23 protein-coding genes are annotated in these 26,698 nt (G+C 64.6%); 14 read left to right on the forward strand and 9 right to left on the reverse strand.

Features of this window, described 5'->3' with window-relative positions; genetic code table 11:
- Positions 1 to 2 precede the first annotated feature (2 nt).
- The 11 genes from MTR72_RS04040 to MTR72_RS04090 all read left to right on the forward strand — a co-directional run bounded on the left by MTR72_RS04040 (position 3) and on the right by MTR72_RS04090 (position 12,016).
- On the forward strand, positions 3 to 983 hold the full coding sequence (locus MTR72_RS04040) for an ABC transporter permease (protein ID WP_280965142.1): 981 nt from the start codon (positions 3 to 5) through the stop codon (positions 981 to 983).
- Position 984: 1 nt separating this feature from the next.
- On the forward strand, positions 985 to 1,950 hold the full coding sequence (locus MTR72_RS04045; protein ID WP_280965143.1) for an ABC transporter permease: 966 nt from the start codon (positions 985 to 987) through the stop codon (positions 1,948 to 1,950).
- Between the two features lie 13 nt (positions 1,951 to 1,963).
- Positions 1,964 to 2,950: an ABC transporter ATP-binding protein gene (locus MTR72_RS04050; protein WP_280965144.1), complete on the forward strand. Its 987-nt coding sequence runs from the start codon at positions 1,964 to 1,966 to the stop codon at positions 2,948 to 2,950.
- Entirely contained in the window at positions 2,947 to 3,936 is a 990-nt protein-coding gene (locus MTR72_RS04055) for an ABC transporter ATP-binding protein (RefSeq protein WP_280965145.1), read from the forward strand. Before MTR72_RS04050 ends, MTR72_RS04055 begins: the two co-directional genes overlap by 4 nt.
- A gap of 86 nt (positions 3,937 to 4,022) precedes the next feature.
- Positions 4,023 to 5,828, forward strand: coding sequence for a gamma-glutamyltransferase family protein (locus tag MTR72_RS04060; RefSeq protein ID WP_280965146.1), 1,806 nt, complete (start codon positions 4,023 to 4,025; stop codon positions 5,826 to 5,828).
- 11 nt (positions 5,829 to 5,839) lie between these two features.
- Positions 5,840 to 6,550, forward strand: a complete 711-nt coding sequence (locus MTR72_RS04065) for a DUF1028 domain-containing protein (protein WP_280965147.1) — start codon at positions 5,840 to 5,842, stop codon at positions 6,548 to 6,550.
- Positions 6,547 to 7,536, forward strand: coding sequence for an ABC transporter ATP-binding protein (locus MTR72_RS04070; RefSeq protein ID WP_280965148.1), 990 nt, complete (start codon positions 6,547 to 6,549; stop codon positions 7,534 to 7,536). Before MTR72_RS04065 ends, MTR72_RS04070 begins: the two co-directional genes overlap by 4 nt.
- The gene (locus MTR72_RS04075) at positions 7,533 to 8,642 is read left to right on the forward strand and encodes an ABC transporter ATP-binding protein (RefSeq protein WP_280965149.1); all 1,110 of its coding nucleotides are present in this window, start codon (positions 7,533 to 7,535) and stop codon (positions 8,640 to 8,642) included. Before MTR72_RS04070 ends, MTR72_RS04075 begins: the two co-directional genes overlap by 4 nt.
- 22 nt (positions 8,643 to 8,664) lie before the next feature.
- Entirely contained in the window at positions 8,665 to 10,173 is a 1,509-nt protein-coding gene (locus tag MTR72_RS04080; protein ID WP_280965150.1) for an ABC transporter substrate-binding protein, read from the forward strand.
- Positions 10,174 to 10,183: 10 nt separating this feature from the next.
- Positions 10,184 to 11,125: an ABC transporter permease gene (locus MTR72_RS04085; RefSeq protein ID WP_341510116.1), complete on the forward strand. Its 942-nt coding sequence runs from the start codon at positions 10,184 to 10,186 to the stop codon at positions 11,123 to 11,125.
- A 3-nt stretch (positions 11,126 to 11,128) separates the two neighbouring features.
- Positions 11,129 to 12,016 carry an ABC transporter permease gene (locus tag MTR72_RS04090; protein WP_280965152.1) on the forward strand — a complete coding sequence of 296 codons (888 nt, stop codon included), beginning with the start codon at positions 11,129 to 11,131 and terminating at the stop codon, positions 12,014 to 12,016.
- Here the strand turns inward: MTR72_RS04090 and cnbZ are convergent.
- The 9 genes from cnbZ to MTR72_RS04135 all read right to left on the reverse strand — a co-directional run bounded on the left by cnbZ (position 12,013) and on the right by MTR72_RS04135 (position 23,520).
- Positions 12,013 to 12,759 (reverse strand): 2-amino-5-chloromuconate deaminase CnbZ, encoded by a 747-nt coding sequence (cnbZ, locus tag MTR72_RS04095; protein WP_280965153.1) that lies wholly within the window; start codon positions 12,757 to 12,759, stop codon positions 12,013 to 12,015. The two genes, MTR72_RS04090 and cnbZ, sit on opposite strands and share 4 nt — an antisense overlap.
- Positions 12,760 to 12,768: 9 nt before the next feature.
- Entirely contained in the window at positions 12,769 to 14,019 is a 1,251-nt protein-coding gene (locus MTR72_RS04100) for an adenylate/guanylate cyclase domain-containing protein (protein ID WP_280965154.1), read from the reverse strand.
- Complete coding sequence (locus MTR72_RS04105; protein ID WP_279371176.1) at positions 14,016 to 14,405, reverse strand: response regulator; 390 nt, start codon at positions 14,403 to 14,405, stop codon at positions 14,016 to 14,018. The genes MTR72_RS04100 and MTR72_RS04105 overlap by 4 nt, the downstream gene beginning before the upstream one ends.
- Complete coding sequence (locus tag MTR72_RS04110; RefSeq protein WP_280965156.1) at positions 14,402 to 16,981, reverse strand: sensor histidine kinase; 2,580 nt, start codon at positions 16,979 to 16,981, stop codon at positions 14,402 to 14,404. The genes MTR72_RS04105 and MTR72_RS04110 overlap by 4 nt, the downstream gene beginning before the upstream one ends.
- 166 nt (positions 16,982 to 17,147) lie before the next feature.
- Positions 17,148 to 20,243: a MexW/MexI family multidrug efflux RND transporter permease subunit gene (locus MTR72_RS04115; protein WP_280965157.1), complete on the reverse strand. Its 3,096-nt coding sequence runs from the start codon at positions 20,241 to 20,243 to the stop codon at positions 17,148 to 17,150.
- Positions 20,244 to 20,311: 68 nt separating this feature from the next.
- Positions 20,312 to 21,505 carry an efflux RND transporter periplasmic adaptor subunit gene (locus tag MTR72_RS04120; RefSeq protein ID WP_341510117.1) on the reverse strand — a complete coding sequence of 398 codons (1,194 nt, stop codon included), beginning with the start codon at positions 21,503 to 21,505 and terminating at the stop codon, positions 20,312 to 20,314.
- Between the two features lies 1 nt (position 21,506).
- Positions 21,507 to 22,193: a TetR/AcrR family transcriptional regulator gene (locus MTR72_RS04125; RefSeq protein ID WP_280965159.1), complete on the reverse strand. Its 687-nt coding sequence runs from the start codon at positions 22,191 to 22,193 to the stop codon at positions 21,507 to 21,509.
- Positions 22,194 to 22,378: 185 nt separating this feature from the next.
- The gene (locus MTR72_RS04130; protein ID WP_280965160.1) at positions 22,379 to 22,969 is read right to left on the reverse strand and encodes a thiamine pyrophosphate-dependent enzyme; all 591 of its coding nucleotides are present in this window, start codon (positions 22,967 to 22,969) and stop codon (positions 22,379 to 22,381) included.
- Entirely contained in the window at positions 22,966 to 23,520 is a 555-nt protein-coding gene (locus MTR72_RS04135; protein ID WP_280965161.1) for a phosphonopyruvate decarboxylase, read from the reverse strand. The genes MTR72_RS04130 and MTR72_RS04135 overlap by 4 nt, the downstream gene beginning before the upstream one ends.
- 107 nt (positions 23,521 to 23,627) lie before the next feature.
- Between MTR72_RS04135 and MTR72_RS04140 the strand changes: the two genes are divergently transcribed.
- The 3 genes from MTR72_RS04140 to MTR72_RS04150 all read left to right on the forward strand — a co-directional run bounded on the left by MTR72_RS04140 (position 23,628) and on the right by MTR72_RS04150 (position 26,616).
- Positions 23,628 to 24,848 (forward strand): cytochrome P450, encoded by a 1,221-nt coding sequence (locus MTR72_RS04140; RefSeq protein WP_341510118.1) that lies wholly within the window; start codon positions 23,628 to 23,630, stop codon positions 24,846 to 24,848.
- Positions 24,849 to 24,915: 67 nt separating this feature from the next.
- Positions 24,916 to 26,133 carry an ornithine--oxo-acid transaminase gene (rocD, locus tag MTR72_RS04145; RefSeq protein ID WP_280965163.1) on the forward strand — a complete coding sequence of 406 codons (1,218 nt, stop codon included), beginning with the start codon at positions 24,916 to 24,918 and terminating at the stop codon, positions 26,131 to 26,133.
- A 120-nt stretch (positions 26,134 to 26,253) separates the two neighbouring features.
- Positions 26,254 to 26,616: a hypothetical protein gene (locus MTR72_RS04150; protein ID WP_280965164.1), complete on the forward strand. Its 363-nt coding sequence runs from the start codon at positions 26,254 to 26,256 to the stop codon at positions 26,614 to 26,616.
- Positions 26,617 to 26,698: the final 82 nt, after the last annotated feature.

Genomic DNA, 26,698 nt, shown 5'->3' on the forward strand with positions numbered 1-26,698 from the left:
AGATGCTCGCTTTCACCCTTCGCAGGGCAATCCAGGCTATCGGCGTCATGATCGCCGTCGGGATCATCTCGTTCTCGATGTTCCGCTTCGCCGGCGATCCCGTGAACCAGATGGTGTCGATGGACACCTCGGGCGCCGAACGTGCCGCGATCCGCAAGTCGCTCGGCCTCGATGATCCCGTGATCGTGCAGTTCGGCCGCTATGTGGCCAACGCCGCCGAGTTCAAATTCGGCGTCTCCTATCAGTTCCGGCTGCCCGTATCGCAGCTCCTGTCGGAGCGGATGCCGGCGACGCTGGAACTGGCGGTCTGCGCCACCATTCTCGCGATGGTCTGCGGCATCCTGATGGGAGTCTATTCGGCGCTCCGCCGCGACACCTGGCTTGCTCATGCGTTCCAGGCGATCTCGCTGATCGGCATCTCGCTGCCGACCTTCCTAATCGGCATTCTCCTGATCTACCTGTTCTCGGTGACGCTCGGCTGGTTGCCCTCGTTCGGACGCGGCGAGGTCGTGCATATCGGCTGGTGGACGACGGGTCTTCTGACACTCTCAGGACTGAGGGCGTTGATCATGCCCTCGATCACGCTTGGCCTGTTCCAGATGACGCTGATCATGCGGCTGGTGCGCGCCGAGATGCTGGAAGTGATGCGCACCGACTACATCCGCTTCGCCCGCGCCCGCGGATTAACCACCCGAGCCATCCATTTCGGTCACGCGCTGCGGAACACGCTGGTTCCGGTCATCACCGTCGCCGGCCTGCAATTTGGCTCGGTCATTGCCTTTGCCATCATCACCGAGACCGTGTTCCAGTGGCCGGGAATGGGACTGTTGTTCGTGCAGGCCGTGCAGAATGTCGATATCCCGATCATGGCCGCCTATCTGATGATGGTGTCCCTGATCTTCGTCACCATCAATCTCGTGGTTGATATCCTCTACACCATCGTCGACCCGCGTCTGCGCTCGACGGTCAGCCGGGCACACTAAAATGAGCGAAGCGATCGTCCCGCACAAGGTCGAAGATCGCGGCTCGCGCTCCGCCGCTGGCTGGTTCAAACGCGCGCTCGACAGCGACCTGTTCTACTCGTTCCGCCGCTCCAGGATCACCATGATCGCTGCCGGTGTGACGCTGCTGTTCTTCCTGCTCGCGATCTTCGCATCACTGTTTGCCGTGCAAAATCCGTTCGATCCGGCCCAGCTTCAGCTAATGAACTCGCGCATCTCGCCGCTGTGGACCGCCGATGGCCAGAGCCCGTTCCTGCTCGGCACCGATGAGCAGGGCCGCGACGTGCTCTCCGCGATCCTCTACGGCCTGCGCATCTCGCTCGTCGTCGGCGTGCTGGGCGTGTTCTTCTCGGGCGCGCTCGGCATCCTGCTCGGGCTGACGGCCGGCTATTTCGGCGGTGCCATCGACGGCTTGATCATGCGCATCGCCGACGTACAGCTCTCCTTCCCGGCGATCCTGATCGCGCTCCTGATCAACGGTATCGCCAAATCGGTGCTGGGGAACAGGCTCGACGAGATGAGCATGCTGGGCGTGCTAGTGCTCGCGATCGGCCTGAGTTTTTGGGTTCAATATGCCCGCACGGTGCGCGGCTCGGTGATGGTCGAGAAGAACAAGGACTATGTCGCCGCCGCGCAACTGATCGGCCTGCCTGCGCCGGTGATCATGCTGCGGCACGTGCTGCCGAACACGATGGGGCCGATCCTGGTCATCGCCACCATCAATCTCGCGCTTGCCATCATCACCGAGGCGACGCTGTCCTTCCTCGGCTCGGGCATGCCAGAGACAATGCCGTCACTCGGCACGCTCATCCGCATCGGCAACAACTATCTGTTTGCGGGCGAATGGTGGATCGTCGCGTTCCCTGGCCTCGCGCTTGCCGCGCTGATCCTCTCCATCAACCTGCTCGGTGACTGGCTGCGCGACGCGCTCAACCCGAAACTCAGATGAATACGCTTCGCTCATGACCGAACCCGTCCTCTCCGTCCGCGATCTTCAGGTGGAGTTTGCCTCCCGCCGCGGCACCCTGCGCGCCATCGACGGCGTCTCCTTCGACATCGCCAAGGGCGAAGTGCTGGGCGTGGTCGGCGAGTCCGGCGCCGGCAAATCCGTGACCGGGCTCTCGGTGATCGGCCTGATCGATCCGCCCGGCCGCATCGCGGGCGGCGAGATCCGCCTGTCCGGCCTGCGCATCGACAATCTACCGCCGGAGGACATGCGCCGCGTCCGCGGCAAGCGCATCGGCATGATCTTTCAGGATCCCCTTACCTCGCTCAATCCGCTGTACCGGATCGGCGAACAGATCGTGGAGACGATCCGCACCCACCTCGATCTTTCGGAGCAGGCTGCGCGCCGGCGTGCCATCGACCTGCTCGCCGAGGTCGGAATCCCAGCGCCGGAGAAGCGCATCGACGGCTATCCGCACGAGTTCTCCGGCGGCATGCGCCAGCGCGTGGTGATTGCGCTCGCGATCTGCGCGGAGCCGGAGCTGATCATCGCGGACGAGCCGACCACCGCGCTCGACGTCTCCGTGCAGGCGCAGATCATCTCGCTGATCAAGCGGCTCGGGCGCGACCACGGCACCGCGGTGATGCTGGTGACACACGACATGGGCGTGATTGCGGAAACCTCCGACCGCGTCGCCGTGATGTATGCCGGCCGTATCGCCGAAATTGGCCCAGTGCAGGACGTCGTGAAAAACCCGTTGCACCCCTACGCCAAGGGCTTGATGGGCGCGATCCCGACGCTCGGGGGCGACGACAAGCGCCTGGTGCAGATTCCCGGATCAATGCCGCGTCTCTCCGCGATCCCGCGCGGCTGCTCCTTCAACCCGCGCTGCGCGTTCGCCTTCGATCGCTGCCGCGTCGAGCGACCTGAGCCGCTGCCACGGGGCGCGCAATCGGTCGCGTGCCATCTCTATGACAGCGTGCCGACGGAGAGCGCGGCATGAATGGGCCCTTCGTCCAGGTCAGGAACCTCCGCCGCGTCTTCGACGTCTCGAAACCCTGGCTCAACCGCGTGCTCGAAGGGGGGCATCTCGAGTATCTCAAGGCGGTCGACAGCGTCACCTTCGATATCAGGAAAGGCGAGACCTTTGCGCTGGTCGGCGAATCCGGCTCGGGTAAGACCACGGTGGCGCGGATGGTTGTCGGCCTGCTGCCGCCGAGCTCCGGCAGCGTCTTGATCGACGGCGTCTCCATGACCGATCCGCGGCAGGCGCCAGCACGGCGAAAGCTGCGCCGCCGCATCCAGATGATCTTCCAGGACCCGTATGCGAGCCTGAACCCGCGCTTCCGGGTCGACGCCATCATCGCCGAGCCGATCCGCGCCTTCGACCTGATCCAGGGCGAGCGCGACATCCAGGCCCGCGTCGGCGAGCTGCTCAGCCTCGTCGGCCTGCATCCCGACGACCGGCTCAAATATCCGCACGAGTTTTCCGGCGGCCAGCGCCAGCGCATCGCGATCGCGCGGGCGCTTGCCTCCGATGCCGAATTCATCGTCTGCGACGAGCCGACCTCGGCGCTCGACGTCTCGGTGCAGGCGCAGATCCTGAACCTGATGCGCGACCTCCAGGACAAGTTCGGCCTGACCTACATGTTCATCAGCCACAATCTGGCCGTCGTCCGCCACATGGCGAGCCGTGTCGGCGTGATGTATCTCGGCCGCATCGTCGAGATCGCGGAGGGGCGCGAACTGTTCGCGCACCCCCGCATGCCCTACACCAAGATGCTGTTGGGCGCCGTGCCCGATCTCGCGATGAGCGGCCGCCAGCGCATTCCGGTGAAGGGCGAGATCCCGAATCCGATCGATCCGCCGCCCGGCTGCGCCTTCAACCCGCGCTGCCCGCTGGCATTCGATCTCTGTCGCAAGGAAACCCCGGAACTCATCGACGGCGTCGCCTGCCACGCGGTTAACACCACGCCGGTCCCGGCGTGACGCGCGCGTGCCATGCGGCCGGTGCATTGGCGACCCCGCACGGCCTGTGATCAATTGCGCGCGCCGCAAATGAGGTAACGAAGTCCATGACCAGCAAAATCAATCCCGATCCCTTCACGACCAGGCCCGAAATCGAAGGCACGTTCGGGGTCGTCGCCTCCACGCATTGGATCGCAACCGCCGTCGGCATGGCCACGCTGGAAAAGGGCGGCAATGCCTTCGATGCCGGTGTCGCCACCGCCTTCACCTTGCAGGTGGTCGAGCCGCATCTGAACGGCCCCGGCGGCGACGTGCCGATCATCGTGCATGATGTGAAACGCAGTCGCACCGAAGTGATCTGCGGCCAGGGACCGGCGCCGGCCCGCGCCACCATCGCCCATTACAGGAGCGAAGGCCTCGACATGGTGCCCGGCACCGGCCTGCTCGCGGCCTGCGTTCCTGGCACCTTCGAATCCTGGATGCTGCTATTGCGGGACTACGGCACGCTACGCGTGCGCGACGTGCTGGAGCCCGCCATCTCCTATGCGCGTGATGGCTATCCGCTGGTCGAACGGGCCTGCGCCACGATCCAGACCGTCGAGCAACTGTTTCGCAAGCACTGGCCGACCTCGGCCGCAGTCTACCTGCCGAATGGCGAGGTGCCGAAGCCCGGTACGCTCTTCAGCAACAAGACGCTGGCCGCTACCTACGCGCGGATCCTGAGCGAAGCCGAGAGTGGCGGCGGTGGCCGCGAAGCCGAGATCGAGCGCGCGCGAAAGGCCTGGTCGCAAGGCTTCGTTGCCGAAGCCATCGACAAATTCTGCCGCACCCAGGAGGTCATGGACGTCAGCGGCTCGCCGCATCGCGGCGTGCTCTCGGGCGACGACATGGCGCGCTGGCAGCCGACGATCGAGGCCCCGCTCACCTACGATTACGGCCGGTACGCCGTCTGCAAGGCGGGCGTCTGGAGCCAGGGCCCGGTGACGCTCCAACAGCTCGCGCTGCTGAAGGGTTTTGCGCTCGACGGGCTCGATCCGACTGGACCGGAATTCATCCATCTCCAGATCGAATGCGCCAAACTTGCATTCGCGGACCGCGAAAAGTTCTACGGCGATCCCAAGTTCAACGAGATCCCGATCGCGACGCTGCTGTCGGATGCCTATAACGACGAGCGCCGCAAGCTCGTCACTGACAAGGCCTCGCTCGATTTTCGACCAGGCTCGGTCGAGGGCTTCGGCGGCGTGGTCAAGCTGCGGCGCGCCGAGGGGCAGCGCGAGGCGGTCGGTGCGCTCGGTGCCGGCGAGCCGACGGTGGGGCGCTTCGGCGAGGTACGCGGCGACACCGTGCATTTCGACATCATCGACAAGGCTGGCAACATGGTCTCCTCGACGCCATCGGGCGGCTGGCTGCAATCCTCGCCCGTGATTCCGGAGCTCGGCTTCTGTCTCGGCAGCCGCGCGCAGATGTTCTGGCTGGAGGAAGGCCATCCCGCTTCGCTTGCGCCGGGCAAGCGGCCGCGCACCACGCTCTCGCCGACCATGGCGCTGCGCGACGGCGAACCGTATCTAGCCTGGGGCTCGCCAGGCGGCGACCAGCAGGATCAATGGATCACGCAGTTCTTCCTGCGGCACGTCCACTGCAACCTCAACCTCCAGGAGGCGATCGACGCGCCGGCATGGCATTCCGAGCACTTCCCTATCTCGTTCTGGCCCCGCACAGCGCGCCCCGGCGTGCTCGTGGTCGAGAACCGCGTGCCCAAGGCAACGATCGAGAACCTGCGGGAGCGCGGACATGTCGTAGAGGTCGGCCCGGACTGGTCGGAAGGCCGCCTCACCGCGGCCTCGCGCGTCGGCCCGCGCCGCCGCGCCGCCGCCAACCCGCGCGGCATGCAGGGCTACGCGGCGGGACGCTGACGGATAACGACATGACCTGGTCGATCATCGCGCGCGATCCTGCCACCGGCCAGTTCGGCATTGCGGTTGCAACGCGCTTCTTCGCCGTCGGCGCCCGCGTTCCCTTCATCGCGGCCGGCCTCGGCGCCATCGCGACACAGGCTTTCGTCAATCCCTATTACGGCATCGATGGCGTCAAGCTCTTGCGCGAGGGCCTGAACGCCCACGACGTCCTGGCCGCCCTGCTCGCCACCGATGACGGCCGCGAAAGCCGGCAGGTGCACATCATGGATGCGAGCGGCGCGATCGCGGCGCATACGGGCCGTGACTGTACCGGCTGGTGTGGCCAAATCGCGGGCAGCGGCCTTTCCCTCGCCGGCAACATGCTTACGGGGCCCGACGTGCTCGACGAGACGGCCAAGACGTACATCGCCAATGACGGCCTGCCCTTCCCGCGCCGCCTGCTCGCGGCCATGCGCGCAGGCGAGGCCGCCGGCGGCGACAAGCGCGGCAAGCAATCCGCCGCGCTCCTGATCCACGGCGAAGAGGAATGGCCGGCGCTCGATTTGCGCGCCGACGATCATTCCGACCCGCTCGGCGAGCTCGAGCGGCTCGAGCAAGTCAGTCACGAGGTCTGGGTGCACTTCCGCGACTCGCTCCCGACGCGGCAGAACCCGGCCGGGAACACCGATCGCAGCGTCATAGACGCCAGCATCGCGGCCGCGCGCGCGAAAGTCCAATGACCGCGGCCCCGCTGATCGAGATCGAGGGACTGCGCATCCGTTTCCGCGGCGACGATGGCCGCATCACGCATGCGGTCGACAGCGTCGATCTCAGCGTCGCCAATGGCGCAACGCTCGGCCTTGTCGGCGAATCCGGCTGCGGCAAGAGCGTGACGTCGCTCGCGATCATGGGACTGCTGCCCAAACAGAGCGCGGAGGTCACCGGCGCGATCCGCTTCGACGGCTTCGATCTGCTGCAAGCGCCGGACCAGACCTTGCGCGACCTGCGCGGCAATCGGCTCGCGATGATCTTCCAGGAGCCGATGACTTCACTCAATCCGAGCTTCACCATCGGCGACCAGATCATCGAGACGATCCTGCGTCACCGCAGCGGCTCCCGCAAGAGCGCGCGCGAGCGGGCCATCGCACTCCTGCGTCGCGTCCACATCCCCTCGCCCGAGCAACGGATCGACGAGTATCCGCACAAGCTGTCCGGCGGCATGCGCCAGCGCGTGATGATCGCGATGGCGCTCGCCTGCGATCCGCGGCTGCTGATCGCCGACGAGCCCACCACGGCCCTTGACGTCACCCTGCAGGCCCAGATCCTGGAGCTGATGCGTGAATTGAAGGCGGCAAGCGGGGCGGCCATCATCCTGATCACGCACGATCTCGGGGTCGTCGCCGAGGTCTGCGACGAGGTCGCAGTGATGTATGCCGGCGAGATTGTCGAACGCGCGCCGGTGGACGAGTTGTTTGCCTCGCCACAGCATCCCTACACTGTCGGGCTCCTGGGCTCGATCCCGCGGCTTGATCACCGCGCGGACCAGCTCGCGACGATCGAAGGCATGGTGCCGAACATGGCGCAGCCGCCTGCGGCCTGCCGCTTCGCGGCACGCTGTCCCTTCGTGCGCGAGGCCTGCACCGAGGCGCCACCCCCGCTCGTCGAGGTCACCCCCGGTCACCTCTCCCGCTGCATCCGCGCGCCACTCGAGCTCCTGGTGTCATGATGGCGCTGCTCGAGGTCGAAAACCTGGTCAAGCATTTCGTGGTCGAGCGTTCGCTGCTTGGCCGTCCGAAAGCCTTCATCAAGGCGGTCGATGGCGTCAGTTTCACGCTCGAGGCGGGCAAGACGCTCGCCCTCGTCGGCGAATCCGGTTGCGGCAAGTCGACGGTCAGCCGCCTCGTGCTGCGGCTGATCGAGCCGGACGCCGGGTCGATCCGCTTCGACGGCGGCGACCTGCTCTCTCTCGACGCCGGCGCCTTGCGTGCATTCCGTCGCCAGGCGCAGATCATTTTTCAAGACCCCTACGCGTCGCTCAACCCGCGCATGACGGTCGGCCAGATCCTCACCGAGCCGCTGGCTTTGCACGATCTTGTGCCGCCGCCGCAGCGGCGCGCGCGTGTCGATGAGCTATTGCGGCTGGTCGGGCTGGAGCCACGGCTGGCGCGGCGCTATCCGCACGAATTCTCCGGCGGCCAGCGCCAGCGCATCGCGATTGCACGCGCTCTCGCGGTCGAGCCGAAGCTGATCATCTGCGACGAGCCGGTCTCGGCGCTGGATGTCTCGATCCGCTCGCAGATTCTCAACCTTCTGCGCGGGCTCCAGGGTCGGCTCGGACTTGCCTACATCTTCGTCTCGCATGACCTCGCGGTGGTCAAGCACATCGCCGATCGCGTCGCGGTGATGAATCTCGGGAGCATCGTCGAGGAAGCCGACGCGGACGCCCTGTTCGCCGCACCACGCCATCCCTATAGCCGCGCGCTGCTGTCCGCGATCCCCCTGCCGCAACCCCACGCCAAGCGCACGACGGTCCTGCTGGAGGGCGAGATCCCGAGCGCGCTCAATCCGCCGTCGGGCTGCCGCTTCCACACCCGCTGCCCGTTCGTGGTCGCGCGCTGCCGCACCACATCGCCGGAGCTGCTGGCTGACGACACAGGCCATGCCACCGCCTGTCATCGCGTCGCCGAGCTGCCGTCCGCCGAGGCCATTCTGCCGACCGCGGGCGGCTTTTCGCCGGCGCTGGCAAAATTGGTCGCAGCTTTCAGCCAAAAGGCGGAAGGCGGAACCGCTTCCGGGGTTGGTATACATGGTGCAACGCCTACAACGACGTAGCCGCAGCAATGGGGACTGTCCGATGAAGACTCTTCGCCTCGCCACAGCAGCAGCCGCTTTCGTACTGTCGTTTGCGGCGGCCCAAGCCCAGACCACGCTGCGCATCGGCCTGGCCGAGGACCCTGACGTGCTCGATCCGACCATAGCGCGCACCTATGTCGGACGCATCGTGTTTTCCTCGTTCTGCGACAAGCTGTTCGACATCGACGAGAAGCTCAACATCGTGCCTCAGCTCGCGCTGTCCAGCGAGACGGCCGACGACGGCAAGGCCCTTGTCATCAAGCTCAGGCCCGGCGTGAAATTCCATGACGGAGAGCCCTTCGATGCGGAAGCCGCAAAATTCTCGCTTGAACGGCACCTGACGTTCCCCGGCTCCTTCCGCAAGCCCGAGCTCGCCTCGGTCGATCATGTCGAGGTCCTCGATCCACTCACCGTCAAGCTGGCGTTGAAGGCGCCGTTCTCGCCCCTGCTTGCGCAGCTCACCGATCGTGCCGGCATGATGGTGTCGCCCAAGGCCGCGAAGGCAGCCGGCGACAAGTTCGGCCTGCATCCAGTCTGCGCCGGTCCCTACAAGTTCGTCGAGCGGGTCCAGCAGGACCGTATCGTGTTCGAGAAATTCGCCGACTACTGGAACAAGGACAACGTGTTCATCGACCGCATCGTGTTCCAGCCGATCGTCGACGCCACCGTGCGGCTGGCGAACCTGAAATCGGGCGGGCTCGACCTGATCGAGCGCGTGCTCGCCACCGACCTCAAGGAGGTGCGTGCGGACTCGCGGCTGAAGGTCGCGACTGCCATTGAGCTGGGCTATCAGGGCGTCACGCTCAACATCGGCAAGGACAAGGCCAAAGGTCCTCTCAGCCAGTCTGCGAAGGTCCGGCAGGCGCTCGATCTTGCGATCGACCGCGAGGCAATCAACCAGGTCGTGTTCAACGGCGAATTCCAGCCCGGCAATCAATGGGTCAATCCCGACCATCCCTACTACCAGAAGGCCTTTCCACTCCGTGCCCGCAACGTGGAAAAGGCCAAGGCTTTGCTGAAGGAAGCCGGCGTTACGCCACCGGTCAGCGTCGACTTCCTGGTGCCGAAAGGTGCAGAAACCGAGACGCCGGCGCAGGTGATCCAGTCGATGGCCGCGGAAGCCGGATTCGACATGAAGATCCGCGTCACTGAATTCGCAACCGGTCTCAAGCAGGCCGAAGCCGGCGATTACCAGGCCTATATGCTCGCCTGGAGCGGTCGCGTCGACCCTGACGGCAACAGCTACGTCTTCCTGCACAGCGACGCCCCGCAGAATTACAGCGGGTGGAACAATGCGCAGGCTGACAAGGCTTTGGATGAAGCCAGGCTGGTCACCGACCCCGACAAGCGCAAGGCCAGCTACGAAGCGCTGGCGAGGCTGGTCCAGGACGATGAACCAATCCTCTATCTCTACCATCGCCGCATCATCATTGCCCACTCGACCAGGCTCGAAGGCTACAAGCAGATGCCGGACGGCCTCGTTCGCGTCATTGGCCTCAAGCTGAAGTGACTTCGGCCGAATGCTGAGCATCCTCGCCCGCCGTCTTGCGCAGATCGTGCCGACGCTGTTCTTCGTCTCGGTGCTGATCTTCTCGCTCCAGCAATTGCTGCCGGGCGATCCCGCACTGGTGATGGCGGGCGAAGAGCGCGATCCGGCGGTCATCGAGCAAATCCGCCGTCAATACCGGCTCGATCAGCCGATTCCGGTACAATACGCCTATTGGGTCGGCGGCGTGCTCAGGGGCGATTTTGGCGAGTCGCTGCGCAACAAGATGCCGGTGCGCGAGCTGATCGCGCAGAAGCTTCCCGTCACGCTGCAGCTCGGCGCCATGGCGATCCTGATCGCATTCCTGATCGGGATTCCCGCCGGCATCGTCGCGGCCGTGAAGAAAGGGACCGCTTGGGACTACGGTGCCAACCTGTTCGCGCTGTGGGGCATCTCGACCCCGAATTTCTGGCTTGGCATCATGCTGATCTTTCTGTTCTCGATCGAGCTCGGCTGGCTGCCGGCGTCGGGCTACGTGCCGCTCACCGAGAACTGGCGCGCGAGCATAGCAGCCACCATCATGCCCGCCTTCGTGCTCGGCAATGCGATTGCCGCGATCCTGATGCGGCATACCCGCAGCGCCATGCTGCAGGTGCTCGAAAGCGATTACGTCCGCACCGCGCGCGCGAAGGGACTTTTGGAACGCTCGGTCATTCTCAAGCACGCCATGCGCAATGCACTCACACCGGTGATCACATTGGGCGCGCTCGAGCTCGGCACATTGTTATCGGGCGCCGTGCTGACCGAGCAGATCTTCTCCATTCCCGGATTCGGCAAGCTGATCGTGGATGCCGTCTTCAACCGCGACTACGCCGTCGTGCAGGGCGTCGTGCTGGTAACGGCGACGATCTACATCACGCTCAACCTGATCGCCGATATCGCCTATATCCTCGTCAATCCGCGACTGAGGGGTTAGGCCATGACCGACGCCGCACTCGCAGTCAGCCCCACCGCCGAGACCAACGAGCTGGACAGTCCCGCGCGGCGGGCACGCCGGCGGCTGTTCAAGCGCAAGGCGGCGGTCGCCGGCCTCGTCGTGCTCTGCTTTTTCATCGTCCTTGCGCTGTTTGCACCACTGATCGTGCCCTACGATCCCATCGCGACGAGCTGGAGCCTGGTCCGAAAGCCGCCGACGGCGCTGCACTGGTTCGGCACCGACGAGCTCGGCCGCGATATCTTGAGCCGCGTCGTCTACGGCGCACGCGCATCGCTCCTCGCGGGCCTGATCTCGGTCGCGATCGCGCTCGGCATTGGGGTGCCGCTCGGTCTTCTCGCCGGTTATCGCGGCGGCGCCATTGATGCATTAATCAGCCGCATCACGGACGCGATGCTGGCCTGCCCGTTCCTGATCCTCGCAATCGCGCTCGCGGCGTTCCTGGGGCCCAGCCTCGGCAACGCCATGATCGCGATCGGCATCTCGGCAACGCCGGTGTTCATCCGCCTGACGCGTGGCCAGGTCCTGAGTGTCAAGGCCGAGGACTATGTCGAAGCGGCGCGCGCGCTCGGCAACCCGCCCTGGCGGATTGCCTTCGCTCATATTCTGCCGAACATTCTCCCGGCGCTGCTGGTTCAGGCCACGCTCTCGATCGCCGCCGCAATCATCGCCGAAGCGGCGCTGTCGTTCCTCGGCCTCGGCCAACAGCCGCCGGCGCCGTCCTGGGGCAGCATGCTCAACGCCGCGCAACGTTTCCTGACGCAAGCGCCCTGGATGGCCGTCTGGCCGGGCCTCGCGATCTTCCTGGTGGTGCTATCGCTGAACCTGCTGGGCGACGGCCTGCGTGATGCGCTCGATCCACGCGCGCGCTAGATGACCGTTTCCCGCATCACGCGGCGGCAATCCATCTCATATTCGAGATCGACCACCGGCGGACGCGCGAAGTGCCAAGTCAGGCCCGAACGCAGCGCGCCGCGTCGGACTAGCTCGTCGGCCAGCGCGTGATGGAAATCGTGCACGGAATAGGCCTGTACGCCCGTGGCGTCCCTCCAGCCGAAACCGAGAGCCGTCATCCGGGCCTCCATCTGTGACGTCGTGAAGCGCACCTTCTCCCGTAAACCGTCCGGGCTGAGATCACGGTAGCGCACCGTGCGCCGCTCGACATAGCTACCGCTGCCTTCGCGCGCCTCGGCACCGCCCGCGATCACGAAGGTCGGCGTCTTCGACCCCGTCGGCTTCGTGAAGGAGAACGCATAGAACGACGGCTCGGACGGCGGGTCGATCTCCGGACAGACATTGCTTCGCGCCACCGGATTGCTCGTCCCGTCGAAGATGTCCCATTCGGAGAGCGTCTTCACGTAATGCAGGTTGAACGCGCGAAAGCCCTCTTCGCTGAAAGCTGCCGGCGAGCGCAACTCGCAGGCGCAGAAGGCGGTCAGCGGGCGCCCCACTTCCCGGATGAATTTCGCAGCACGCGCAAATCCCTCGGCAAGCGGCACCAACCGATCGAATCGGACACGCTCGATCTCATAGCCGTCGTCTGCCGCTGCACCCGCAGAATACTGGAATACGGACGGGATGAAGCGATAATTGCCGGCAGAGAATTCACGCGTCATGTCGAGCTCCTAGTCCAGTTGCATGCGGACGCCCTTGGCGCCGTTGAGCAGGCGCCTGAGATGAAGGCCAGCCAGGGGATCATCGGCATGAACGCCGATCAAGGCGGCGAATGCGGGCATGGCCGCGGAATCGCCTGCCTCCAGCTTGGCAAAGGCCTCGAAATATAGCGCCGTTGCGGGCGCTTCGAATTTTACCGGCGGCAGCGGCTCAAAGGCACGCAAGGGCTCACTGCGCCCGCGCAGCATCAGGTCTCCCACCGGGCGTCCCTGAAAATTCTCGGCGCTCCCGGCAATGCTCGCGCTGACGCAAATCCGCGTGCCCAGATATTTGTTGGCGGCCTCCAGCCGCGCGGCGATGTTGATGGTATCGCCATAGGCGGTGTAGTCGAAGAAACGGTTGCCGCCGAAATTGCCGACGAGCGCCGGCCCGGCATGGACTCCGATGCGGGTGGTGCCGAAGTTCACGCCCTTGGCCTTTTGGCGTGCGCAAAAATCCTGCGCCCAGGCATCGAGATCATGGGCACAGGCGACTGCACGCGTCGCATAGTCCGGCTGGTCACCGGGCGCGTTGAAGAGCACCTGGATCGCATCGCCGATGATCTTGGCGACCGTTCCTTCATGTGCGAAGACGACTTCAGTCATTCCGCCGACATATTCGTTGAGGAGCGCGCCGAGCGTCTCGGGCGGTGCGCTCTCGATCAGCGACGTGAACCCGGTGATGTCGGTGAAAATGGTCGCAACGTCGCGCCACTGCACCTCCATCCCGTCGCCTTCAGCGCTTGCCGCCAGACGCCTGGCGAGCTCCGGCGAGAAATGGCGCGACAAAGCGGTATGGGCCCGCTCCGCCTCCATCTGGCGCCGCCGCACCTCGCGCAGCATCTCGATATGGCGGAGGGTCTTCTCGATCGTCGTCTCGAGGTCCGCGAAGTCGATCGGTTTGGTGAGAAAATCGAAGGCGCCGCGGTTCATGGCGGTGCGGATGTTGCTCATGTCGCCATAGGCCGAGACGATGATGGTCGACTTCTTGTCCTCGGCCTCCTGGAGCTTCTGCAGCAGCGACAGCCCGTCCATCCGCGGCATGTTGATATCGGAGACGACCATGTCGACATGCGGATGCTGCGCGATCGACTCCAGCGCCTCGACGCCGTCGCGCGCAAACATGAAGTTGACCAACCCATCGCGAAGCTGCCTGCGGAATTTCTGCAGGACCAACGCCTCGAGATCGGGCTCGTCGTCGACGAAGAGGATGGTCGCCGTCATGCCGCCTGCTCGAGCCTGGTATCGATCTCCTGGCGTAGCTGCGCGAAGTCGATCGGCTTGGTGAGAAGTCCGACAGCGCCCCGCTCGATCGCCTTCCTGTGCGTCTCGGCGTCGCCATAGGCCGTGATCATGATGACGGGAACATGCGGATGTTCGGCCCGCACCTTCGGCAGCATGTCGAGCCCGCTCATCCCGGGCATGTTGATGTCGGACAGGATCAGGATCAACGCGGGATCGCGGACCTCGGCGGCGCGCCTGAGCGCATCGGGCGCAGAGGGAGCGAACTCCATCTGAAAACGGCCGGCGCGCAAGTCGCGCCGGAACTGCTGTCGGAACAGCGCCTCGACGTCGGGCTCGTCATCGACGACCAGGATGTAAACGTTCAAGTCTTGCCTCCGGTAGTGCCTGCCGCCGCCAGCGTGCGCTGCAGCGTTATGATGAACTCGGTAAATACACCGGGCTCGGTATTCACGTCGATCGTTCCGCCATGCTGTTTCACGACGATGTCATGGCTCATGGAAAGGCCAAGCCCGGTGCCCTCGCCGGCCGGCTTAGTGGTGAAGAAGGGATTGAACATCTTCTCCCTCACTTCGGACGGAATCCCGGTGCCGTTGTCGCGAATCCGGATCTCGATCTTGTTGCCGAGATTTCGGGTCGTCGCGCTCAAGATCGGCTCGAAGCCCTCCCCGGCGCTCTGCTTGCGTTTGGCCGACGCATAGAAGCCGTTCGAGACCAGATTGAGGAGGACGCGCGTGATCTCCTGCGGATAGACGTCGACCGCGCCGGCCGCCGGATCCAGATCGCGCTCGAGCGTGACGTTGAAGCTGGGCCTTTCGGCGCGCGCGCCATGATAGGCCAGATTCAGGCTCTCCTCGACGATCGCATTGATGTCGACAAGGCGATGCTCGCCCGAGCCTTCGCGCGAATGCAACAGCATGTTCTTGACGATGGAGTCCGCGCGCTTGCCGTGCAGCACCACCTTTTCGAGATTGCCTTTGAGCATGTGGGTGAGCTCGCCGATCTCCTCCTTCGTCTTGTCGCTGATCTCGACCGATTGCAGGAGCTCGTTGAGTTCGTCGATCAACTCCGTCGAGACCGCGGAGAAATTGTTGACGAAGTTCAGCGGGTTCTTGATTTCGTGGGCGATGCCGGCGGTAAGCTGGCCGAGCGATGCGAGCTTCTCGGTCTGGATGAGGCGGTCCTGCGCCGCGCGCAACTCGTCGAGCGACTGCGATAGCTCCCTGGTGCGATCCTGCACCTCCTCAAACAGCCGGGCATTTTCGATCGCGATAAGGGCCTGATCGGCAAAGGTAGTCGCGAGTTCGATTTGCTTCTCGCTAAAGGGCCGCACCATGTGCCGGGTCAGGACGAATACTCCGATTGGCTCACCCTCGCGAAGCAGAGGCACACCAAGCATCGTACGCACGTCAGAGCGCCTTCGAGCAGAGGAAGGCGCAAATTCCGCGTCGGCCTGCACGTCCGGGACATGAACCGTTTTGCGATCGAGCAGCGTACGTCCAACCACACTTCCTCGCTCGGGCACGGAAGCGAAAGTCCGAAGATGGCTTTCCTGCTCGGCTCCGAGGCCGCAGCTTGCTGCCAAATAGAAAATCCCGTCATTGGGCCGAAAGATCGTGCCTTCGTCCGCGTCACACAGACGGGCCGCCGACTCGACAAGCGTGTTCAACACCATTTGCAGATCGAACGCCGAGCGGCTGATGACTTTCAGCACATCGGCAGTCGCTGTCTGCTGCTGCAGCGACTCCCTCAATTCCGCCGTGCGCTGCTCGACCTTCCTTTCCAAGTCCGCATAGGATTCCTGCAATCGCGCGCCCATGTCGTTGAACTGGTCGGCCAGCCCTTCGAGCTCGTCGCCGGTTCTGATCGAGATGCGCTGGGAGAAATCACCGCCGCCGATGCGCTCGGCGCCGCTGCGCAGCGCCTGGATCGGGCCGACCATGCGGCGCGCGAGAAAGATCCCGGCGAGCACGGCGAAGATCGACGCCACCAGCAGCACGACCGCAAGCCGCTCCAACGAGGCATGAAGCGCCGCATAAGCCTCCTCGACCGGCAACTCGACGAACATGGTCCAGCCGAGCGGCGCGATCGGCGCCGACGCCGTCAGAACCTTCTGTCCCTGGATGTTGGTCGCTTCCTGAAGCGAATCCGGCATGACGCCACCGCCGGCTTGCGCGGCACGCACCTGCGCCAGTCCCGACATGTCGGTGTTACGCAGGACGAGGCTGATATCGGGATGCGCGATCAGGCGCCCCTCCGGGCCGACCACATAGGCATGCCCGTGCTCGCCGACCTTGATCTGCGAGACCACGTCCCAGATCAGCTTGAGGTTAACCTCCGCGATGCTGACGCCGGCATCCTTGCGCGCGCCGGCCAGCGCCAGCGCCATGTAGGGTTCGGACTCCCGGCGAAAGTAAACCGGGCCGTAATAGACCTTGTGCGCGACCGCCTCGGTGAATTTCGGATCGCTCGACAGGTCCACCCCGCTGTCGATCGCGTCCATCGCGAGCCGCGACACGCGCAGGCGCTCCTTGCCGGTCGCATCCACCTGCGCGAGCTCGGTGATGGCGGGCACCTGGCGCAGCAGCCGCAACGCATCGAACCGCCGCTGCTCGATCGAGCTCGCGGACCACGGCATTTGCGTGGTCCAGCCGAGCTGGTTCTCGATCTCCTTGACGAACTGACTGATCTTGGCCGCGGCCGCCTCGGCCTGCTCATGCTGGACCCGGATCAGCGACGCCTTGTGCTCCCGATAATAAAAGAAGACCTCGAAAAGCCCATTGGCAAGCAGCGCAACCGCAACGACGGCCACGAACAGCGCGACATATTTGATGAACAGCCGGCTCCCGGTCCGCGGCCTCTGCGCCTCATCGGACGCGCTATCCCGGGCCGCGCTTGGCAGTGTCCGGGTTTGCGAGGTGTCGGGATGGATGGAAATGCTCATCCCGGCAAGCCTAGCAAGAAGGCCGGACCTTGTCTCTCGCAAGCGCGGGAAAAGACCCGTCCGGTGCGGGCTCGCCGCGCTGCGGAATCCTCGCCAATGCCAGCCACAAAAAAAGGGGCGGCAACGGTGTCAGCCGATGCCGCCCCTTTTGTTCAGTTGGCCTTTCTCAGGTCGGACGGAGCGCCTTGGAGCCAATATCCATGGCGTCGATCTGCTTGTTGCGCTCCGATTCGGCCTCCTTGCTGTGATCGGTCGCCAGCACAACGTAGACCGCCGGCAGCACGAACAGCGTGAACAGGGTGCCGATCGACATGCCGGCCACGACCACGAGGCCGATCGAGAAGCGGCTGGCGGCGCCGGCGCCGGTGGCCGTCAGCAGCGGGATCAGGCCGGTGACCATGGCGGCCGTCGTCATCAGGATCGGCCGAAGGCGGATGCGGGCCGACATTTCGATCGCCGAGCGGCGGTCGAGCCGTTCCCTGATCTGAAGCTCGTTGGCGAACTCCACCATGAGGATGCCATGCTTGGTGATCAGGCCGACCAGGGTGAGCAGACCGACCTGAGTGTAAATGTTCATGGTCGCAACACCGAAGAACAGCGGGATCAGAGCTCCCACGATCGCCATCGGCACCGAGATCATGATCACCAGCGGGTCACGCAAGCTCTCGAACTGCGCCGCCAGCACCAGGAAGATGATGATCAGCGCGAAGCCGAAGGTGATCGCGAGCTGGTTGCCCTCCTGCACGTACTGGCGGGAGTCCGCGAGATAGTCGTGGCTGAAGCCCTGCGGCAGCTTCTTGGCCTCACTCTCGAGGAAGTCCACCGCCTGACCGATGGTCACGCCGGGCATCGGCACCGCCGAGAACGTCGCCGAATTGAGCTGATTGTAGTGGGTCAGCGAGTTCGGATCGGTGGTGGTCTTGATCGATACCACCGTCGACAGCGGGAGCTGCTGGCCGGTGTTGGTGGTCACGTAGTAGCCGCCCAGCGATTCCGGCGAGAGCCGCTTGCCGCGCGGCACCTGCGGGATCACTTGGTAGGAGCGGCCCTCAAGGTTGAAGCGGTTGATGTAGTTGCCGCCGAGCAGAACCGCGAGCGTGCTGCCGAGATTCTGCATGTTGACGCCGAGGTCCTGGGCCTTGGTGCGGTCGATCGTGATCTTCACGTTCGGCTGGTTGAAGGCAAGGTCGCTGTCGGAGACGATGAACATGCCGCTCTTGCGCGCAGCGTCCTTCAACTTCTCCATCTGCTCATAGACCGTCTGGAATCCGGCGGTGGAGTTGATCACCATCTGCACCGGCAGGCCGCCCGGCCCGCCCGGCAGCGGCGGCAGGTTGAATGCGAACGCCTGGACGCCCTCGATCTTGGACAGTTCCGCCTGCACCAGCGGCTTCAACGCGATCGACGAGCGCTTGCGCTCGTCCCAGGGCTTGAGCAGCATGCCAGCGATACCGCCCTGCGGACCGTTGATACCGTTCAGCACGAAGCGGAGATCGGTCTCGGGGAATTTCTGGAATTCCTTGTCGAGCTTGTCACCATAGAAGTCGAGATAGTCGATGTTGGCGTATTTCGGCGCCTTGGTCACCGCGAACACGATGCCTTGATCTTCCTCGGGCGCCAGCTCCTTCGACGTATGCATGTAAAGGAACCCGACGAGGCCGAGGATCGTCAGCGCGAACAGTCCCGTCACCGCTTTGTAGTCGAGCGAGCGGTCGAGCTTGCGGCCGTACCAGCGCGTCACTGCGCCGAACACCTTGTTGACGAGCTTGGCGAAACGCCCTTCCTCGGTGTTCTTCAGCAGCACCGAGCACATCATCGGCGACAGCGTCAGCGCGATCACGCCTGATACGATCACCGAGCCCGCGAGGGTAAAGGCGAATTCGCGGAACAGCGAGCCGGTGAGGCCGCCGAGGAAACCGATCGGCGCATACACTGCGGCGAGCGTGATGGTCATGGAAATGACCGGACCCACGATCTCGCGCGCGCCTTGCAGCGCCGCCTGGACCGGCGTCTTGCCCTCCTCCAGATGGCGGTGGATGTTCTCCACCACGACGATGGCGTCGTCGACCACGAGGCCGATGGCGAGCACCATGGCGAGCAGCGTCAGCAGGTTGAAGCTGAAGCCCAGCGCCAGCATCAGCGTGCAGACGCCGATCATCGACAGCGGGATGGTGACCACCGGAATGATGACCGAGCGGAGTGAGGCCAGGAACAGGAAGATCACCACGATGACGATGATGACGGCTTCGCCCAGCGTCTTCTCGACCTCGTCGATCGACGACTGGATGAACTTGGTCGAGTCGTAGGCGACCTTCATCTTCATCGACGGCGGCAAATTGCGCTCGAGTTCGGGGAACAGCGCGCGCACGCCCTTGACCAGCGTCAGCGGGTTTCCTTGTGGGGTCGCCTGCACGCCGATGAAGATCGCGTGCTCGCCGTTGAAGGCGACGCTCGCATCCGTGCTCTGCGCGGCAAGTTCGACGGTCGCGATGTCCTCCATCCGCACGAAGCCGCCGTCCTTGGCCTTGACGATCATCTTCTTGAACTGATTGACGTCGGTGAGGCCCGTGTTCGTCGAGACGTTCGAGACGATGAGGTAGCCCTTGGTCTGGCCTGCCGCGGACTGGAAGTTGTTGGCGGTGATCGCCGCGGCGACATCGGCCGGCGACACGTTGCGGCCCGCCATCTTCACCGGATCAAGCCACAGCCGCATCGCGAAGGTCTGGCCGCCGAGAATGTCGGCGGAGGCCACGCCGTCGACGGTCGACAGCACCGGCTGCACCACGCGCGTCAGATAGTCCGAGATCGCCGATCCCGACAGCTCCTCGGACGAGAAGCCGAGATACATCACGGCCGTGGTCTGGCCCGTGGTCTTGGTGACGATCGGGTCGTTGGATTCCTTCGGGATCAGATATTTGACCGAATTGGTCTTGGCGAGCACCTCGGTGAGCGCCTGGTTCGGATCGAAATTCAGTTTGATGTAGACCTGGATCGTCGAGGTGCCGAGCACCGAGGACGAGGTGATGTAGTCGACGCCTTCGGCCGAGGCGACCGCCTGCTCGATCGGCGTCGTGATGAAGCCCTGGATCAGGTCTGCGGACGCGCCGGGATAGACGGTCGTGATGTTGATGACCGTGTTCGAAAGCTTCGGATATTGCCGGATCGGCAACACCATCGCCGCGCGCAGACCGATCAGCAGGATCAGCAGGCTAACGACGACCGACAGAACCGGGCGCTTGATGAAAATATCGGTAAAGGCCATCGCGGCGATCTCGATTTCTTTGTCTCAAGAGGCATGATCCGGCCGGGCCGGATCATGCGAGCGTTATGTCAATAGCGCGGCGGTTGCGCGGGGATCGGCGGCGCGGAATCGGGCGAAATCGACACAGCGGCGCCCGATTGCAGCTTGAGCTGGCCGACGGCGACGACCTTGTCGCCCGCCTTCACGCCCTTCAGGATTTCGACACGTCCCTCGACCCGGTTGCCGGTCTGCACGAAGGTGCGAACCGCGCTCAGGCTGGTCTTGCCGTCGTCTTCCTTCTTCTCGGTGATCACGAACACCGAGTCGCCGTAGAGCGTGTAGTCAACCGCCGTCTCCGGGACGGTGATCACCGCCGGCTTCTCCGGCAGCACCACCGTGGTGGTCACGAACATGCCCGGCTTCAGGATCTTCTCCGGATTGGCGATCGTCGCCTGCACGCGGATGTTGCGGGTGTCGGTCGAGATCTGCGGCTCGATCGTCGTGATCTTGCCCTCGAAGGTGCGGCCCGGATAGGCGTCGACCTTCAGCCGGACGGGCTGGCCGACCTTGAGGTTGCCAGAGTCCTTTTCCGTCACGGTGAAGTTGGCCCACAGCTCCGACAGATCAGTCAGCGACACGATGGCCGTGCCCGCGGTGAGATACTGGCCGACCTCGACCTTGCGGACGCCGAGATCGCCGGAGAACGGCGCACGCACCAGTTTCTGCGAGATCAGCGCCTCGGTCTTGGCGATGCCCGCCATCGCCTGGTCGTAGGCGGCCTGCGCGGAATCGACGGTCGCCTGCGGGCCGAACTGGCGCGACGCGAGCTGCTTGGCGCGGTCGAGCGAAAGCTGCCCGACGGTCGCCTGCGCCTTGAAGCTGGCGAGGTCGCCCTGCTCGGGCGCGTCGAATAGCTGCACCAGAGGCGTGCCGGCTTCGACATGCGCACCCGGCTCGAACTTGATCTCGGTGACACGGCCGTTGACGTCAGCGGTGACGTTGACCTGGTGCACGGCGGCGAGCTCGCCGACCGCGGTCAAGAGATTCGGCACCACCTCCGACTTCGCCTCGGCCGCGCTGACGGCCACCGGCGGCGGCTTGTTGTTGGCAAAGAACTGCTTGATCATCTGGCCCCGGAACGAGTTGAACCAGACAAGGCCGCCGACGAGCGCGCCCAGCAGGACGCCGACGATGAGAAACCAGCGCACTGGCTTAACTGGACGCTTGGGAGTCTTGTTGTCGATCGGTTCGCCCGAAATCTTGTGTTCGGCTACGATGTTCATGTCATGCACTTTCTGCAATCGCCGTCTTGCCGCCACCCGGCGCCAAGGCGCGGTCCAGATGCGAAGCAATTGCGGCGTCGTTAAGTCCTATACCCCTCAGGAGAAACTCACAGAGCTGCCGTTCCAGATCGTTCGCCTTGCCGTAAGCGAGGCAGGGCGTGGCCGGCAGCCTGGTCAGCGCAGCCGTCATCACCGAATGATGCGCAAACCAGAACAGGTTGAGCGGCTCGCCGCCGCAAGGCCGCGCGTCGCCAGCGGCGACCGCACGCTCGAGCGAGGCGACGAATACTGCGCCGATCAGCTTCTCGATCTTGGCATATAGCAAGCGCGCGAACTCGCCATCATCCAAATGGCTAGTGGCCATCAGTCGCAGGCGCTGCGCCTCCTCCTGGTCGGGACCGTCGGCGATCTCGAGGAAATGCTGGACCATGCCGCAGATCAGCTCGACCAGCGCGGCGGTCGATGGCTCCCGCTCGAGGAGCTCCATCAGCGCCGGGTCGGCCTCGCATTCGTCGGAGAGGATTTCGGCATAAAGTGCCGCCTTGGACGGGAAATGCTTGAACAACAGCGCCTCGGAAATGGCGGCAGCGGCCGCCACGCTCTTGGTCGTGGTGCCGTTATAGCCGTGCCGGGCAAAGCAACGTTTGGCGGCGCCGAGGATCAATTGACGCCTCAGGTCGCTCGTCATGCGTAATGAGTTCATGCTAGTGAGTAAGCACTCACCCACGCAAAAGTCAAGCAAAATGCTGCGACGCAACCTAAATGGGTTGTAGATTCAACGGAAACTTGAGCGCCGGCAATCGCCCGCCGGCACCGCAGCGGCCGGCAGCTCGGCCGGCAGTTCTCTTGGGACGGTCGATTCGAGCGAAAGGGCTAGATCGGCTGGAAGCCAAGGTCGCCGCGGATTCGGTTGACGATGTAAGTCCCGTCCCGGCTCGGCAAAATCCGCTCGAGGCTGGCGCTGTCGATCTTCACATTGGCAAAGCGCGGCCCGGTCGAGACGTCATGGACGGCTTTGGCAAAGGCCTCCACCTCGGCCATGGTCGAGATCGGCCGGCTATCCGGGATGCCGCAGGCCCTGGCGACGCCGACGAGGTCCGCGGCCGCGGAGGTATGGCTGGTCTGGCCGCCGGTTTCGCCATAGCACTCGTTGTCGAGCACCACGATCGAGAGGTTGGACGGCTTCTGCAGGCCGATGGTGGCAAGGCTGCCCATGCCCATCAGCATCTCGCCGTCGCCGGTGATGACCAGCACCGGCAGTTTTGGCTGCGCCAGTGCGAGTCCGAGGCCAATCATCGCGGCGCCGCCCATGCCGCCCCAGAGATAGAAGTTGCGCGCGTGGTCGCCGGCGGCGGTGATGTCGTTGGTGGAGGCCCCGAGGCCGCCGATCGCGACGACATCCTTGCGGTTCGCAAGCAGCCTGGACACCACCTGGCGGCGGTCGAGGAGATTGGCTTTGCTCATTTGGTGAAAACCTTGGCACCGATCAGGCGCTGCGACAACAGCACGGCGGTCGGCGTGAGGGCATTGTAGGCCTGCGCCGCAGCCGCTTCGAGCACGGCCGGCACCTCGGCTGCGTTCGCAGCGCGCAGCACCTTGACGCCACAGAGCTCGAAGACGCCCTGCGTGGTCGAGCCCATCGGTACCTGCCATGGATTGAACTCGCCCCACTCCCCTCGCATGGTCACGAGGGTCAGGAACGGGAAGCGCAGGATCGGGATCAGCGACAGCATGTTGATGCAATTGCCGACCCCGCTCGACTGCATCAGCAGCACGCCGCGCTGTCCGCCGGCCCAGGCGCCGGCCAGAAGCGCCACGCCCTCCTCCTCCGTCGTCAGCGGAATGCCGCGCATCGTGGACGAGCCCAGCACGCGCTGGATCAGCTTCGAGTGACCGGCGTCAGGTACGTAAGGCACCTGCCGGACATCGAAGCGTTGCAATGTCGCGAAAATATCGTCCGGCCAAAGAGGGCTGGATTCGGGGGCCGTGTCGGCAGCATCAGCGCGGGCGTGCATTTTCCTGTCCGGTCGGCTAGCAAATCGTGGCACGACTGTAGACGGTGAGCCGCATCGCTCGAAACAGCGAAAACGGCATATCGGTCTCAACCGGCGAGTATGGCGGCATGAACGCAGATGCGAGAGAACTGGCGGCCAGTTTCGATCTGGAGAAGCTGACGCCAGAATTCTACGACAATCCCTACCCAACTTATCGTGCACTGCGGGAGAATGAGCCGATCAAGCGCCTGCCGAACGGCACCGTGTTCCTGACCCGCTACGACGATCTCGTCGCCGCCTACAAGAACACAAAGTCGTTCAGCTCGGACAAGAAGCGCGAGTTCGCACCGAAATACGGTGATTCCCTGCTCTACGAGCACCACACCACCAGTCTCGTTTTCAACGATCCGCCCTCCCATACCCGCGTACGGCGCCTGATCATGGGCGCGTTGTCGCCGCGCGCGATCGCCGGCATGGAACCTGACCTGATCAGATTGATCGACGGCCTGCTCGACGCCATCGCCGCCAAAGACCATTGCGAGCTGATCGACGACTTTGCAGCCTCCATTCCCATCGAGGTGATCGGCAACCTGCTCGACGTTCCCCACGAGGAGCGCGAGCCGCTCCGCGACTGGTCGCTGGCAATCCTGGGAGCGCTCGAACCGGTCGTGTCGACCGAAGCCGCTGCACGCGGCAATCGCGCCGTGAAGGACTTCCTCGCCTATCTCGAGACGCTGGTTGCGCGCCGGCGCCGCAAGCCCGGCAATCCCGAGCGCGACGTGCTGACGCGCCTGATCCAGGGCGAGGAGAATGGCGAGCGTCTGACCGAGAAGGAATTGCTGCACAACTGCATCTTCCTGCTCAATGCCGGACACGAGACCACGACCAACCTGATCGGCAACGGTCTGGTGGCGCTGCACCGCAATCCCGATCAGAAGCAGCGTCTGATCGACAATCCGGAGCTGATCAAGACGGCGGTGGAGGAGATGCTGCGTTATGAGAGCTCCAACCAGCTCGGCAACCGCATGACCACGGAACGCGTCGAGCTCGGTGGCGTCATGCTCGATGCGGGCACGTCGGTCACGCTGTGCATCGGCGCGGCCAACCGCGATCCCGCGCAGTTTCCGGATCCCGAACGCTTCGACATCGCGCGCACACCGAACCGGCATCTCGCCTTCGCCACCGGCGCGCATCAATGCGCCGGCATGGCGCTGGCGCGGCTCGAAGGCGCCATCGCGATTTCCCGCTTTCTGGCGCGCTTCCCGCGTTATGCCGTGAACGGTCAGCCGGTGCGGGGCGGGCGGGTGCGGTTCCGCGGCTTTTTGAGCGTACCCTGCTCCACCGGCTGAGCATTTTTGAAAGAGCCGCGCATGATCGGTTAGAATGCGCGAGGCACATGAGCGGGAGTGACGAAGGATGAGTAGTCCGCCAGTCGCTGATTTCATCGCCAGGGAGGCGCGCTTCGGCGCCCGCAATTACGAGCCGCTCGGCGTTGTCCTGTCGCGCGGCGAAGGCGTCTTCGTTTGGGACACCCAGGGCAACCGATATCTGGATTGCCTCTCCGCCTATTCGGCGCTCAACCAGGGCCACTGCCATCCGAAAATCCTGGCCGCGATGGTCGAACAGGCCAGCCGACTGACCCTGACCTCGCGCGCATTCCACAATGATCAGCTCGCTCCCTTCTATGAAGAGATCGCGGAGCTGACGGGCTCCCACAAGGTGCTGCCGATGAACAGCGGGGCCGAGGCGGTGGAGAGCGCGATCAAATCCGTGCGCAAATGGGGCTACGAGGTGAAGGGGGTGCCCGACGGGCAAGCCGAGATCATAGTCTGCGCCAACAATTTCCACGGACGCACCCTCGGTATCGTCGGCTTCTCGACCGACGCGACCACGCGCGAACATTTCGGTCCCTTTGCACCGGGCTTCAAAATCATTCCCTTCGGCGATCTCGCAGCGCTGGAAGAGGCAATCACGCCGAACACAGTCGCTTTCCTGGTCGAGCCGATCCAGGGCGAAGCCGGCGTCATCATTCCACCGGCAGGCTATTTCACGGGGGTGCGCGAGCTATGCACCGCACACGAGGTGATGCTGATCCTCGACGAGATCCAGACCGGGCTCGGCCGCACCGGCAAGCTGCTTGCGGAACAGCACGAGGGCATCGAGGCGGATGTCACGCTGCTCGGCAAGGCTTTGTCCGGCGGCTTCTATCCCGTCTCCGCCGTGCTTTCCAACAACGACGTCCTCGGCACGCTGAAACCGGGCCAGCATGGCTCGACATTCGGTGGCAACCCGCTGGCCTGTGCGGTGGCGCGGGCGGCGCTCCGCGTTCTCGTCGAGGAAGGGATGATCGAAAACGCTGCGGTACAGGGTGAACGCTTTCTGCAAGGCCTCAGAAACATCCGCGCCAACACTGTCCGCGAGGTGCGCGGACGCGGGCTGATGCTGGCGGTCGAGCTCAACCCTGAGGCCGGACGTGCGCGCCGCTACTGCGAGGCCCTGCAGCTCGAGGGCATCCTCGCCAAGGATACTCACGAGCACACGATCCGCTTCGCCCCGCCGCTGGTGATCACCAGCGACCAGGTTGACTGGGCGCTGGAGGGCATCGCGGCCACGCTTACACGGGATTTGGCGTAAGGTCTGCCTGCGTCCGAATAGCGCAATGCCGGCGGCGGCCGAACGATTTCGCCATCTGCGCGTTGAAGGTTGCGGGCGACTGGATGAGCGGAGAGCTGCTGTCATGCTTCCGCGTGGCGTTTGGCTTACGGCTTTCCTGGTTGGCGTCTCCGTGCTGGCGGCGAATGTCGGCGCACTCGCCCAGGAGCATGGAAGAGGTGGACCACCGGCTGCACGACCGGCAGCGCCACCTGCGATGGCCCGTCCGGCGGCGCCGCCAGCCATGGCGCGGCCCGCCGCGCCGCCAGCCATGGCGCGGCCTGCCGCACCGCCGGCCATGGCGCGGCCTGCCGCACCGGCATTCCATCCACCGGCCATGCCGCAGCGACCGGCGATGGCACCACATCCGGCGCCCCATATCGCCTCACCGCCGCCGCGTCCGACCCCGCACTTCGCTGCACCACCGCCGCGAGCTGCCCCGCACGTGGCGGCACCGCGGCCTGAAATCCGTCGCCCGCCGGCAGCACCGCAGCGCCCGGCCGTGGCACAGCGGCCGACGCCGCATGTCGCACCCGCCTCACGCCCC

Origin of the sequence: Bradyrhizobium sp. ISRA442, from assembly GCF_038085055.1 — a bacterium.
Lineage (GTDB): Bacteria > Pseudomonadota > Alphaproteobacteria > Rhizobiales > Xanthobacteraceae > Bradyrhizobium.

Coding starts and splice junctions, on each gene's coding strand:
- MTR72_RS04050 (WP_280965144.1), top strand. CDS start 1,964: ATGACCGAACCCGTCCTCTCCGTCCGCGATCTTCAGGTGGAGTTTGCC.
- MTR72_RS04055 (WP_280965145.1), top strand. CDS start 2,947: ATGAATGGGCCCTTCGTCCAGGTCAGGAACCTCCGCCGCGTCTTCGAC.
- MTR72_RS04080 (WP_280965150.1), top strand. CDS start 8,665: ATGAAGACTCTTCGCCTCGCCACAGCAGCAGCCGCTTTCGTACTGTCG.
- rocD (WP_280965163.1), top strand. CDS start 24,916: ATGAGTAGTCCGCCAGTCGCTGATTTCATCGCCAGGGAGGCGCGCTTC.
- MTR72_RS04135 (WP_280965161.1), bottom strand. CDS start 23,520: ATGCACGCCCGCGCTGATGCTGCCGACACGGCCCCCGAATCCAGCCCT.
- MTR72_RS04100 (WP_280965154.1), bottom strand. CDS start 14,019: ATGACGGCGACCATCCTCTTCGTCGACGACGAGCCCGATCTCGAGGCG.
- cnbZ (WP_280965153.1), bottom strand. CDS start 12,759: ATGACGCGTGAATTCTCTGCCGGCAATTATCGCTTCATCCCGTCCGTA.
- MTR72_RS04115 (WP_280965157.1), bottom strand. CDS start 20,243: ATGGCCTTTACCGATATTTTCATCAAGCGCCCGGTTCTGTCGGTCGTC.
- MTR72_RS04125 (WP_280965159.1), bottom strand. CDS start 22,193: ATGACGAGCGACCTGAGGCGTCAATTGATCCTCGGCGCCGCCAAACGT.
- MTR72_RS04075 (WP_280965149.1), top strand. CDS start 7,533: ATGATGGCGCTGCTCGAGGTCGAAAACCTGGTCAAGCATTTCGTGGTC.
- MTR72_RS04140 (WP_341510118.1), top strand. CDS start 23,628: ATGAACGCAGATGCGAGAGAACTGGCGGCCAGTTTCGATCTGGAGAAG.
- MTR72_RS04045 (WP_280965143.1), top strand. CDS start 985: ATGAGCGAAGCGATCGTCCCGCACAAGGTCGAAGATCGCGGCTCGCGC.
- MTR72_RS04130 (WP_280965160.1), bottom strand. CDS start 22,969: ATGAGCAAAGCCAATCTCCTCGACCGCCGCCAGGTGGTGTCCAGGCTG.
- MTR72_RS04085 (WP_341510116.1), top strand. CDS start 10,184: ATGCTGAGCATCCTCGCCCGCCGTCTTGCGCAGATCGTGCCGACGCTG.
- MTR72_RS04065 (WP_280965147.1), top strand. CDS start 5,840: ATGACCTGGTCGATCATCGCGCGCGATCCTGCCACCGGCCAGTTCGGC.
- MTR72_RS04120 (WP_341510117.1), bottom strand. CDS start 21,505: ATGAACATCGTAGCCGAACACAAGATTTCGGGCGAACCGATCGACAAC.
- MTR72_RS04040 (WP_280965142.1), top strand. CDS start 3: ATGCTCGCTTTCACCCTTCGCAGGGCAATCCAGGCTATCGGCGTCATG.
- MTR72_RS04090 (WP_280965152.1), top strand. CDS start 11,129: ATGACCGACGCCGCACTCGCAGTCAGCCCCACCGCCGAGACCAACGAG.
- MTR72_RS04060 (WP_280965146.1), top strand. CDS start 4,023: ATGACCAGCAAAATCAATCCCGATCCCTTCACGACCAGGCCCGAAATC.
- MTR72_RS04110 (WP_280965156.1), bottom strand. CDS start 16,981: ATGAGCATTTCCATCCATCCCGACACCTCGCAAACCCGGACACTGCCA.
- MTR72_RS04070 (WP_280965148.1), top strand. CDS start 6,547: ATGACCGCGGCCCCGCTGATCGAGATCGAGGGACTGCGCATCCGTTTC.